This is a genomic window from Mycobacterium colombiense (assembly GCF_003284975.1).
GTDB classification, from domain to species: Bacteria; Actinomycetota; Actinomycetes; order Mycobacteriales; family Mycobacteriaceae; genus Mycobacterium; species Mycobacterium europaeum_A.
Map to the genome: position 1 here is coordinate 1 of NZ_QMEU01000122.1, position 11,790 is coordinate 11,790.

The 11,790-nt window shown below is 69.2% G+C and carries 12 protein-coding genes; 3 read left to right on the plus strand and 9 right to left on the minus strand.

Annotation, left to right across the window (positions count from 1 at the left end; all coding sequences use genetic code 11):
• From DQP58_RS23270 to DQP58_RS23300, 7 genes are all read right to left on the minus strand, one after another.
• Positions 1-865, minus strand: an 865-nt coding sequence (locus tag DQP58_RS23270) for a serine/threonine-protein kinase (protein ID WP_133259424.1), incomplete at its 3' end; no start/stop codon positions are given.
• A 107-nt stretch (positions 866-972) separates the two neighbouring features.
• Entirely contained in the window at positions 973-1,314 is a 342-nt protein-coding gene (locus DQP58_RS23275) for a hypothetical protein (RefSeq protein ID WP_112710521.1), read from the minus strand.
• A gap of 179 nt (positions 1,315-1,493) precedes the next feature.
• The gene (locus DQP58_RS23280) at positions 1,494-2,210 is read right to left on the minus strand and encodes a pyrimidine reductase family protein (RefSeq protein ID WP_112710522.1); all 717 of its coding nucleotides are present in this window, start codon (positions 2,208-2,210) and stop codon (positions 1,494-1,496) included.
• Between the two features lie 3 nt (positions 2,211-2,213).
• Entirely contained in the window at positions 2,214-2,711 is a 498-nt protein-coding gene (locus DQP58_RS23285) for a flavin reductase family protein (protein WP_112710523.1), read from the minus strand.
• An 89-nt stretch (positions 2,712-2,800) separates the two neighbouring features.
• Entirely contained in the window at positions 2,801-4,108 is a 1,308-nt protein-coding gene (locus DQP58_RS23290) for an APC family permease (RefSeq protein ID WP_112710524.1), read from the minus strand.
• Between the two features lie 19 nt (positions 4,109-4,127).
• Positions 4,128-5,108, minus strand: a complete 981-nt coding sequence (locus tag DQP58_RS23295) for a TIGR03560 family F420-dependent LLM class oxidoreductase (RefSeq protein ID WP_112710525.1) — start codon at positions 5,106-5,108, stop codon at positions 4,128-4,130.
• A 12-nt stretch (positions 5,109-5,120) separates the two neighbouring features.
• A complete protein-coding gene (locus DQP58_RS23300) occupies positions 5,121-6,245 on the minus strand; it encodes an FAD-dependent oxidoreductase (protein WP_112710529.1) in 1,125 nt (374 codons plus the stop codon).
• A gap of 148 nt (positions 6,246-6,393) precedes the next feature.
• On the opposite strand from DQP58_RS23300, the gene DQP58_RS23305 reads away from it, so the two are divergent.
• Positions 6,394-7,191, plus strand: coding sequence for a hypothetical protein (locus DQP58_RS23305; protein WP_112710530.1), 798 nt, complete (start codon positions 6,394-6,396; stop codon positions 7,189-7,191).
• On the opposite strand, the gene DQP58_RS23310 is transcribed toward DQP58_RS23305, so the two are convergent.
• Positions 7,188-8,105, minus strand: a complete 918-nt coding sequence (locus DQP58_RS23310; RefSeq protein ID WP_112710526.1) for a TIGR03619 family F420-dependent LLM class oxidoreductase — start codon at positions 8,103-8,105, stop codon at positions 7,188-7,190. The genes DQP58_RS23305 and DQP58_RS23310 overlap by 4 nt on opposite strands.
• Positions 8,106-8,167: 62 nt before the next feature.
• On the opposite strand from DQP58_RS23310, the gene DQP58_RS23315 reads away from it, so the two are divergent.
• Together DQP58_RS23315 and DQP58_RS23320 are read left to right on the plus strand one after the other, a co-directional pair.
• A complete protein-coding gene (locus DQP58_RS23315; RefSeq protein ID WP_112710527.1) occupies positions 8,168-8,857 on the plus strand; it encodes a PadR family transcriptional regulator in 690 nt (229 codons plus the stop codon).
• Positions 8,858-8,990: 133 nt separating this feature from the next.
• Positions 8,991-10,367 (plus strand): HNH endonuclease signature motif containing protein, encoded by a 1,377-nt coding sequence (locus tag DQP58_RS23320; RefSeq protein ID WP_112710528.1) that lies wholly within the window; start codon positions 8,991-8,993, stop codon positions 10,365-10,367.
• An 18-nt stretch (positions 10,368-10,385) separates the two neighbouring features.
• Here the strand turns inward: DQP58_RS23320 and DQP58_RS23325 are convergent.
• The coding region (locus DQP58_RS23325) for a 3-ketosteroid-delta-1-dehydrogenase (RefSeq protein WP_112710531.1) at positions 10,386-11,790 on the minus strand (1,405 nt) is incomplete at its 5' end.

The following is an 11,790-nucleotide window of genomic DNA, read 5'->3' on the forward strand; positions in this document are numbered from 1 at the left end:
CCAGGATGTCGGTGGCCCGATCCTGGTCCGGCGCGGCGAGGGCGCCGTAGGCGGCCGCGGCCAGGTCACCGCAGGTGAGGTAGCGGTCCGCGGGGTCCTTGGCCATGCCGCGGGCGATCACGCCGTCGAAGGCGGCCGGGATGCTGGGGCGCGCCGCGCTCGGGCGCGGGATCGGTTGGTGGACGTGGGCACCCATCACGCTGAGCTGGTCACCTGTGTAGGGCGGCGAGCCGGTCAGGCACTCGTACAGCACGCAGGCCAGCGCGTAGATGTCAGCCTTGTGGGTGATTGCGGAATCGCCGAACCGCTCCGGGGCCATGTATTTGGCGGTGCCCACAGTGGTGCCGAACTGCGTCAGCTTTTCGTCCGACGTGGCGCTGGCGATGCCGAAATCGACGAGATAGGCGAAGTCGTCGGCGCTCACCAGGATGTTTTCCGGCTTCACGTCTCGGTGCAGGATCCCGGCCGCGTGCGCGGCGTCGAGCGCCGAACCGATCTGGCGCACAATCGCTATCGCGCGCGGCGGCGATATCGGTCCGTACCGCTTCAGCATGCTGGCCAGGTCCTTGCCGTCGATCAGCCGCATGTCCACGTAGAGCTGCCCGTCGATTTCGCCGAAGTCGTGGATGGGCACGACGTGCGGTTCGTGCAGCCGCCCGGCGGTGCGGGCCTCGCGCTGCATCCGGGAGCGGAAGACCGGATCGTTGGACAGGGTCCGCGACATCAGTTTGAGGGCCACGGTGCGCTCGCGGACCGTGTCCTCGGCCTCGTAGACGTCGCCCATGCCGCCACGGCCGACCAGGCGCAGCAGCCGATATGGCCCGAACTGCGTACCCTCCCGCGAATCCGCGGTCGCCTCACCCATCGAAGACTCCTCACCCGCGCACACCGGGCATGCAGGCATAAGGCTAAGGTTTTCGCGGCCGCGGGGCACGGCGAATAGCGAAAGCCAGCTAATTCGACGGCGCGCGATTAACGGTTGTCGTCATCGCCGGCGGCGCGTTCCGTGAGCCCTTCTCGGGCCAGCGCCCGGACGAAACCGTACGCCTGCATGCCGGCGGGACCGGGATTGTCGAAGATCCATTCGTTGATCTTTTCCAGCGCGTTGGCCAGGTCGTCGCGCTTGACCCGCACCAGGTAGGTCTTTCGGTCGTCGTCGGGATCGTCGAGGGATTCGGCCACCGCGACCGGATTCCTGAACGCGTAGGCGATCCCGTGCACGGCATCGTGGTTCAGGGCCCAGTGAATCTCGCTGGGGCGCAGCCGGTTCACCGCCAGGTTGCGGTAGTCACGGTCATCGTCTGAACTGCTCACCGGGCCGGTGATCCTTTTCTGTGTGCATCGAGAAAGTGGAACAGCGATCGATTGGAGGATGGTCGCGCGAAGCGATTCGCGCAGCGTCCATACCGGGCATTTTCATCATAGGAACAGGTGCGGTCGGCTGCATGCCGAGCGCGTTGCGCACACCCGCATTCCGCCGATTGCGGCCGGGCTCAGCGGCGATATTTCAAATACAGATAGCCGTCGCAGACCAGCGCGTGCTCGAGGTTCATGGTGACCGGTGCGGGCAGCCGCGCCGGGTGCAGCCGGTGGCCCACGGGCTGGCTCGCCGCCAGCTTGGGGGCCAGCGTCACGCAGATCTCGGTGACGGCGTCGGCCTCCACCAGCTCGTCGAGCAGCGTCGGTCCGCCCTCGCACAGGATGCGGTGCATGCCGTGTTCCCGCAGGGTCGCGACCGCGCGGGAGACGTCGACGGAGTCTTCGCCCGCGACCAGGAGGTGCTGGCGGTCGTCGTCGGGGTCGAACCGCGCCGCGGTGCTCGCGCAGGTCACCAGGATCGGCGGCTGACCCGGATCGCTGAGTAACCGGGCCGGTAGCTCACCGCTGCGGCTCACCACGGCGATCGGCGGCGGTTCGGCCCGCCCCTCGTGCTGCCGCCGCGCCCGCGCCGCATCGCTGAGTGCCACCGGGCCGTAGTTTTCGGCGCGGGCGGTGCCGGCACCGACCAGCACGACGTCGGCGAGGCCGCGCAGGATTCGCAGGAGCCGCTGATCGGTGGGGCACGACAGCGGACCGGCGCGCCCGCCGAACGCCGCGGCGCCGTCGGCGCTGAAGATCATGTTGGCGCGCACCCCGTCCGGGGGATCGGCATAAAAGGGCGCGAGCTCGATGATGCTGGGGACAGCGCTGATCCGGGGCGACTCGGCCACGCGTCAGGCCTCGTGGCCGGGTTGCAGTTCACGCACGTCGCCGAAGGACACCCAGGTTTCCAGTTCCCGCGGCGGGCTGCCGCCCACCGGTGCGAGCAGGTGCCCGACGTGGTCGCCCAGCGTGAAGCGTTCCAGGATTTCGCCGACGAACCACGCGGCGGCGTCGTCGAGGATCGGCATCCGTTCGGGGCCGCGGTGCCAGGAACAGCGGTCGAACTTGTCGACCTTGTCGCTGGTCTGGCTGCCGAAAAGCTCCACCACGTCGAGGTGTTCGTAGTCGAAGACGTGCACGGCCAGGTGGGAGGCGTCGCGGGCGACGCGGAAGGTGTGGTTGCGCTTGGACAGGCCGACCAGGAAGCGGGGCGGATGGATGCTGGTCTGGCTGGCGAAGCCCACCAGGCAGCCGGCTTCAGTGCCGTTGGCCTGCGTGGTGACGACGAACATCGGATAGTTCAGCAGGGCCACCAGCTTGTCGAACGCTTCGGTTTCCGGTTCGGCCATCCGCTCAGTCTTCCCCGTCCGGCCTCCGGGGAATCGCGATGCCGCGATTTGCCCGGCGGCGTTGTCCGGCCGGTCGGCGCGGACCGCCGTCAGGTGCGATTTCCGTTGCGCCGCAACGTGGCCCGGGCGATGAAGCGCCGAATCAGATAGGCGCCGGTGCCGAGGCCCAGCACCAGCACACCGGAGAGCATTGACCACCGCGGCAGCGCGACGGCCAGCATCACGCAGCCGAGCAGCCCGATCACCGGGATCGCCCGGTGTGGGCGGCCCTCGTCGGCACCGAGCGTGAAGGCCGAGGCGTTGGCGACGGCGTAGTAGATCAGCACGGCGAACGAGGAAAATCCGATGGCGCCGCGCAGGTCGGCGGTGGCGGCCAGGACCGCCACGATGACGCCGATCAACAGTTCCGCGCGGTGGGGGACGCCGAACCGCGGATGCACCGCGGCCAGGGTGTGCGGCAGGTGGTGGTCGCGTGCCATCGCGAACGTGGTGCGCGAGACGCCGAGGATCAGCGCGAGCAGCGAGCCCAGCGCCGCGATCACCGCTCCCGCCTGGACGGCGGGAACCAGCCAGCCCGTTCCGGCCGCGCGGGCCGTCTCGACCAGCGGGGCGGCCGACTTCGCCAGCCGGTCCGGGCCGAGCACCCCCAGCGCGGCCACGGCGACCAGCGCATAGACGGTCAGTGTGATGGTCAGCGCCAGCGGTATCGCACGCGGGATGGTGCGCGCCGCGTCGCGCACCTCCTCACCGAGGGTGGCGATGCGCGCATAGCCGGCAAAGGCGAAGAACAGCAGGCCGGCGGCCTGCACCACACCGCCGAGGGTGGCGCCGCTTTGCCGCAGCTGCCCGGGCCTGGCCGCCCCGGAAGTCAACGCGGCAACGATCACGGCGGCCAGCACCGCCAGCACCACCGCGACGATGATGCGGGTCAGCCAGGCCGACTTGTGCACCCCGGCGTAATTGACCGCCGTCAGCACCACCACCGTCGCGACGGCCACCGCGTGGGCCTGCGCCGGCCAGGCGTAGAGGCCGATGGTCAGCGCCATCGCCGCACATGACGCGGTCTTGCCGACGACGAATCCCCAACCGGCCAGGTATCCCCAGAAGTCCCCCAGGCGTTTTCGACCGTAGAGATAGGTGCCGCCGGACGCGGGGTAGCGCGCCGCCAGCCGCGCGGAGGACGTGGCGTTGCAGTAGGCCACCACCGCCGCCAGCGCCAGGCCCAGCAGCAGTCCCGACCCGGCGGCGCGCGCCGCGGGGCCCAGGGCCGCGAAGATCCCCGCACCGATCATCGATCCCAGCCCGATCACCACCGCGTCGAAAACGCCGAGGCTGCGGCGCAATTCGTCGTCGCCCGCCGGGGGATGCACCGGCCCGCCGCCGGGTCTGCCGCTCATCGTCGAAACACTATGCGAATCAACCTGACAACGCCGCGAGCTGGGGGAGGACGTCGGCGGCGATAAGTTCGAAGTTTCCCGCCAGGCTGCCCATTTTCACCGGCGCCCGCACGTACACCCGGGAGATGCCGAGTTCGGTGTAGCGGCCCAGCTCGTCGACGATCTGGGCCGGCGAACCACAGAATGTGGTGCCGTCGAAGGTCTGCGACGCGAACTTGTCGGGATCGATTGCGGCCGTGGCCCGCTCCCGGGTGTGCCCGACGCCGACGAGTGCACTCATCGAGAAGACGATGCCGGCGGGGTCGCGGCCGATCTCCTCGGCCGCCGCGCGGACCAGTTCGATCTGGCGGGCGGGGGATTGCAGCTCGCTTTTGTGATGGTCTCCCGGTGCCCGACGGCGGCTGGTCTGCAGGTTGAACTCGTCGGCGAACCGCGCCGCCAGGGCGGGTGTGCGCTGTTTGCCGGTTCCGCCCAGAATGATTGGCGGACGGGGCTGCTGGCGCGGCTTGGGCGGCGCCGGCGCGTCGCGCAGCCGAAAACACCGGCCGGTGAAGGAATAGCTCTGCCCGGCCGGGGTCTGCCACAGGCCGGTGATGAGCTCGAGCGCCTCGCCGAGCCGATCGAAGCGCTCCCCGACGGGCGGGAACGGAATGCCGTAGGCGGTGTGTTCCGGCTCGAAATAGCCTGCGCCAAGTCCGACCTCGAGGCGGCCGTCGCTCATCTCGTCCACCTGGGCCGCCACGATCGCCAGCGGGCCCGGATGGCGAAAGGTCACCGGAGTCACCAGCGGCCCGAGCCGAATCCGTGCGGTTTCGCGTGCCAGCCCGGCCAATGTCGTCCACACGTCCGTCGGGCCGGGCGCGCCGTCACCGGCGAAAGGATAGTAATGATCGGACAGAAAAAATCCGGCGTAGCCGAATTCTTCGGCCATCAGCGCGGAATCGGCCAGCTCCCGGTAGGTCGCCCCGTTGCTGGGGTCGGTGAAGATTCGGCATTGCATCGCAGTCGCTCCTTACCCCAGCGGGTTGTTCTGGCGCACCCCCCGATACATGCCCCAACGCACGATCCACGGCATCACCACGCGCTCGACCGACCAGGACGGGAAGCGGAAGGCATGGCCGGTGGGCAGGAAGACCTCCAGCCCGTTGGGCTGTATACCCACCAGCGAGCCCCAGCGCCGAGCCGGCGCCCGGTAGGGGCGTAACGGCCGGCCGGCGAAGTCGGCGAGGACATTGCGCGCCACCAGGGCATCGCCCCGGTTTCGGGCGGAGCTGCGCAGCGGATCCGTCGCCGCGACGTCGCCGACCGCGAACACGCCCCGGCGGCCGGGCACCCGAAGTTCCGGGGTGACGCGCACGAACCCCCGCTCATCGAGCAGTTCGGCCGGTAGCCAATCGGTGTTGGGCCGCACCCGCCCGATCGCCCACAGCACGGCGTTGGCCTCGGCCGGGGGTTGCCCGGTGCTCCAGTGGACCGGCTCGCTGGTCAGTTCGTCGCCCGCGAACCCCTCGGTCACCACCGCCCGGTGGCCCGGGTGCAGGCCGACGCCCAGCTCGGTGAGGCGGCGGCGCAGCCGCTGCCAGATTCGCGGATGGTGTCCCGCGAGGGCGGACTCGCCGGGGAAGTACAGGTCGATGCGCTTGTCCGGCCACGCGGTCGCCATGTTGAGGGCGCTGCTGACCGCCGCCGCGCCGCCGCCCACCACGGCCACCGACCCGGCAGCGGCCAGCTTGTCGTGCGCGGCGCGCAGTCCCGCGCCGATCTCGGCCGACGACTGCAGGGTCGGTTGGCGCCAGAAGCCGTTGCTGACGCCGGTCGAGATGATCAGCGCGTCGTAGGCCTCGGTGACGTCCGCGCCGTCTTCGGTTCGGCCGGAGACGGTTTGGGCGTCCAGGTCGACACCGGTCAGCGTGGCCTGCACGACGCGGACGCCGTCGAGGCGGCGGAACCGGTCGAACGGAATCCAGTAGTCGCGGGCCCAGTCGTGGGGCCGCGCCAGCCGGACGCCGAGCTCCTGACCGCTCACCAGCGCGGGCTTGGCCGAAATGCCGACGACGTCGGCGTGCCGCGACAGCCGGATCGCCGCGAGGACGCCGGCGTCGCCGAGGCCGGCGATGACGACACGCTTTCGGTTCATGCCGTTATCCTGCCCTGCGTACATTGCGGACGGGCCGTTGACCGATCCGAGAGCAAGGGGGCCACCTCAGGTGATCGTCTCGTGCAGCACCGCGACACCGGCGCATCCGCGGGTGAGCGCCGCGCTGCGAACCTCTCTCAGTGCCATCGTGCGGGCGTCGGCCCCGCGCCCCGCGGCGGCCCGGCGCGCCGCCAAGGACTTCGAGAAGGCGTTGATTCCGGCGGTCATCGCGGAGATCCGGTGGTCGTTCACCCGGCCGCGCACCTGGCTGATGGGTGTGGTGGCCAACGTCGTCTTCGCGGCCGGCTGGTTGCTGGTGCAGCCGCTGACGCCGGTGGGTCGTCACCCCGATTGGGTGATCCTGGTGGGCACCTACTTTTCGTCGTGGGTGCTCGCCGACGTCACCACCACCAATTTCCTGGGCGCCGACCACTACCGCATCCTGCGGGGTTTGTCCGCCGGCGTGCCGTTCTGGCGGATCCTGTTGATCAAGAACCTCGCCCTGCTCGCCATCGTCGGTGTGCCCACCCTGTCCGCGGCGGTGGTATTGACACTGTGGCTGGAAACGCCGGCGCGCCTGGGCATTACGATCCCCACCGTCGCGGTGCCCATCGTCTCGTGGTTGGGCGTCGGGAACTTCATCTCGGTGCTGCACCCGGTCAGTGTCGAGCCGCTGATCCGGCGCTGGCGCCAGCGCGGCGATCTGCGCCGCACCCGAAGCTGGGTGCTGGCCCTGACGCTGCCCTACGCGCTGTACTACGTGGCCGACCCGATGAACGGCGTGGAACACCGAGTGTTGTGGCAGCAGGCGCCCGCGCTGATCTGGCCGGTGTTCGGCCGAGACACCAAAAGCTTCGTCCACCTCGGCATCGCCATGAGCGTGTGGATCGCCGGCAGCATCGCCGCGGTGTATTGGGTGCGCCGGCGCGGATTGCAGATCCGCTAGGACACCTGGGGTTTGATGTCTTCGATGACCCACTGCGCGTAGTCGAGATATTCGTCCACGCCGCTCACGGGGGGGACGGGAACCGCGGTCACGGTCACGCCCTGCTCGGCGAGCCAGTTCAACCGGTCGACGATGTGTCCGGCGCTCATGCCCGGCCGGTCGCTCGCTCGGCGGGCGACGTGTCCCTCGCCGACCCGGTTGGTGCCCAGCCCATGCATCACGTCGAATTCCCGGCCGTCGTAGGAGGGTTGGGACTTGATGTAGTCGAGTTTCTTGGCGATCTGCTCCGGTGGCGTGAGGAACGGCCACCACCCGGACCCGAACGTGGCCGCCCGGCGCAGCGCGGCGTCGGCGTCGCCGCCGATCCAGATCGGAAGATGCGGTTTCTGAACGGGTTTGGGCTCGAAGGCGATGTCGGAGAAGGACACGTACCGGCCTTCGAATCGGGGTGCGTCACTGGTCCACAGTTCGATGATGGCGGCCAGGTATTCGTCGGCGATGCGGCCCCGCTCCCCGAAGGGCACTGAGAGCAGCTCGAACTCGCGGGCCAGCCAGCCCACGCCGAACGTCACCATCAGCCGGCCCCCGCTCATCCAGTCCGCGGTGGCCAGGGCCTTGGCCAGCACGATGGGGTGCTGCAGCGGCAAGATGGTGACGCAGGAATTGATGGCCACCCGCTCGGTGGCGCCGGCGATGAAGGCCTGCGCGGTCGTCGAGTGCAGATAGTGCGGCCCGGACAACTCGACATGCTCGGTGGGGATGACCATATGCTCGGGCACCGCGATCATGTCGTAGCCCCACCGGTCGGCGCATTGCATCATGCGGCGCTGGTCGCCTCCGGTGACGGCCGCCTCCCACGGCTGCGTGATCGCCTTGAGGCGCAGCAGGTGCGGAAGGGGGAAGGCGAACTTCACGGGCGTCCCAGCCAGCGGTCCATGTCCTCCAATCTAGGGGTTGGTGTTGTTAACCTGGCGACATGGACTCCGAAACGGACCCTGCCGGCCAAAAGCTGAGCAACGCGGCGTTGGCCGCCACCAGCTGGGCGCTGCTGGGCATGATGTCCTACGAAGAGGAAATCTCGGGCTATGACCTCAAGAAGTGGATCGACTGGAGCGTCGACCTGTATTACTGGAGCCCGTCGTACAGCCAGATCTACACCGAGCTGAAAAAGCTGGAGTCGCTGGGACTGGTGACCTCACGCGTCGAACGCGACGAGGGGACCCGCACTCGCCGGTTGTACAAGATCACCCCGGCCGGGATGGATGCCGTGACCGAGTGGACCACTCACGCGCCGGTGGACCCGCCGGTGCTCAAACACAGTGTGCTGCTACGGGTTACGTTCGGGCACCTCAGTAACCCGAGCCGGCTCAAGGAATTGCTGCAGGAGCATGTTGCGTACGCCGAAGCCAGGCACCGCAAGGCCGTCGAGGACGCCGAGGGAGCCGAGGCCGAACCCGCGTGGGCGTACTCGGTGCTGGCGCTGCGCTGGGCGGCCAAATACTACGCCGCCGAGCGAGAGTTCGCGCTGGAGATGATCAAGGAGATCGACGAGGCCGACGCAATCCTGCAGGGCGCCGCGAAGGGTGGTTTCGGCAAGCCGCGTCCCAAGCCGGGGAATTGGCGCGAGATCGAAAAGCAGGTCCAGGCGAAGCGCGAAGCCGATTAGCTCTGACGGCGGCGACCGGTTTCGCCCGTGGCGGCCCTACGAAATACAGATAACGAAAACGCATATCGAAATCCCTTGCGTCACTGTAGTTTCAGGGCCGGTTCTTGTCGGTGGGCATCGCTAGTTTGGCGGTGTGAGTGATCAGCAGGATGTCAAGGCGGTGTTCGATGCGCTCGATGCGGCCTGGGATCGGGTGTGCGCGCTGAACATCGATGCCCTGAATCCGCGGCAGCAGTTGGCGGTGTTGGCGCGCTGCGAAAGAGTGCGCCGGCGGTTGCCTGCTGTCGAGCATCCCGTGATCAATTCCCTGGCCCGCCAAGCCCCCTCGCCCGAACTCGGCGGCACGGTGATCCACGCCATCGCCGAGGCGGCCCTGATCAGCCGCGCCGAAGCCGCCCGCCGCCTCAAGGAGGCACGCGACCTGGGCCCGCGCCACGGCCTGACCGGCGAACCCATCCCACCCGCCCTGCCGGCCACCGCCGCCGGACAACGCGACGGCACCCTGGGTGCGGGTCAGGTGGCGGTGATCCGCACGTTCTACCACCAGCTGCCCGGCTGGATCGACATGCCCACCCGCGAGCGGGCCGAAGCGCGGTTGGCCACAGAAGGCAGCCGGTTTCGCCCCGAACAACTCGCCGGGCTGGCACACACCCTGGCCGACTGCCTCAACCCCGACGGCACCTACACCGACGAGGACCGGGCCCGCCAACGCGGCCTGACCCTGGGCAACCAGCAGGCCGATGGCATGTCGGCGCTGCGCGGCTGGCTGACCCCCGAAGGCCGCGCCACCCTGGAAGCCGTGCTGGCCAAACTCGCCGCCCCCGGTATGTGCAACCCCGACGACGACACCCCGTGTGTGGACGGCGCACCCACCCAAGACGCCATCGACCACGACCCTCGCTCGGCCGGCCAACGCAACCACGACGGACTCAACGCCGCACTGCGCGGCGTGCTGGCCTCCGGGAACCTGGGGCAGCACAACGGATTACCGGCCTCCATCATCGTCACCACCACACTGGCCGACCTCGAAGCCGCCGCCGGGCGCGGCCTGACCGGCGGCGGCACCATCCTGCCGATGTCGGATGTGATCCGCCTGGCCCGCCACGCCCACCACTATCTGGCGATCTTCGACAAAGCCAAGGCCCTGGCGCTCTATCACACCAAACGCCTCGCCTCACCCGGGCAGCGAATCGTGTTATACGCCAAGGACCGGGGCTGCAGCGCCCCCGGCTGCACCGTGGGCGGCTACTACTGCGAAGTCCACCACGTCACCGACTACAGCACCTGCCACACCACCGACGGCAACGACCTCACCTTCGCCTGCGGCCCGCACCACCGCCTGCTACGCCCCGGCGGCTGGATGACCCGAAAAAACCCCAGAGGCGACAGCCAATGGATCCCACCCCCACACCTCGACACCGGCCAACCCCGCACCAACACCTTCCACCACCCCGAAAAGCTGCTGCGCGACAAAGACGACGACGAGGACGCCAGCCCGGGGTCGGAATGACCGCCGCACACGACGCGGCTAGACCTGGTGGCGACCCGCCTCCCTGGCCGCCTCCCTGGCTGCGATGTAGCCGTACACCAGCCCCTGCGCGATCGTCGCGCCGGCGCCCGGGTATGTCGTGCCGAACGCGTTGGCGGCGGTATTGCCGATGGCATATAACCCGGCGATCGCCGCGCCGTCCTCGCGCAGTACCCGCGCCCGCTCGTCGGTCTTCAGTCCACCGCAGGTGCCCAGATCGGACAGCACCATTTTCACCGCGTAGAACGGGCCGTTGACCAACGGCCGCAGGTTCGGGTTCGGCTTGACGGTCGGGTCGCCATAGTAGCGGTCGTAGGCGCTGCGACCGCGGCCGAAGTCGGGATCCTCACCGGCAGCGGCGTTTTGGTTGAAGCGGGTCATGGTCGCAAAGAACTCCGACACCTCAACACCCATCCGGGCGCCCAGGTCGGTGAGGTTGTCCGCGCGCACCGCGATGCCGGCGTCATACCACGTCTGCGGGATGCGCATCCGCGGAAAGAGTTCGGCGCCAAAGACGTAACTGTTGCGGTATTGCTGGTCGAAGACGATCCACATCGCCTCTACCGGGCTGCCCGACCGCTCCAACTGCAGCAACCGCTGCCCGAACGACATGTAGTCCGTCGCCTCGTTGGCGAACCGGCGCCCATGCTGATCCACGATCAGGCAGCCCGGCAGCGATCGCTCGGCCAGCATCACCGCCGGGGCCTTGCCCGGCAGCGGGGCGACGGCGGGGAACCACCACGCCTGGTCCATCAGGTCGATGCCGGCGCCGACGTCCTGTCCCGCGCGGATCCCGTCGCCGGTGTTGGCGGCGGCGCCGAGGCTGAGGTTGGCGCCCAACGATTCCGATTGGAATTTCCAGCGCATGTCCATGCTGTGGTCGAAACCGCCGGTCGCCAGCACCACACCCCGCCGCGCGGTGATCGTCACCTCGCGCCCGTCGTGTTCGACGACGGCGCCGGTCACGCGGTCGCCCTCGCGGGCGAGGCGCGTCAGCGCCGTGCCGGTCCACACGGGGATGCCGGCGCGCAGCACCCCGGTGAACAACCCGGCCATCAGGCCCTGGCCGCCCGCGGCGTAGCGCCGGCCCAGCAGGCGGCCGCCCACGCCCTGCGTCAGTCGCTTGCCGTAGGTGGGAATTCCCTTGCGCGGCACGCGGGCCACCAGGTTCATCCAGCGGTAGTCGGCGCCCGTCGTAGGCATCGGGACGGTGACCTCCATCAGGCCGGGCTCCAGCCGGGTGCGGTACTCGCCGAGCTGCGAGGTGTCGAAGGGGCGGCATTCGCACGTGCGGCCGGCGGCGCTGCCGCCCGGTTGCTCGGGGTGGTAGTCGGAATAGTCGCGGGCCCAGAACAGCCGCAGCGGTGTGGTGCGGCGCAGCATGTCCACGGTCGCCGCCACGTGC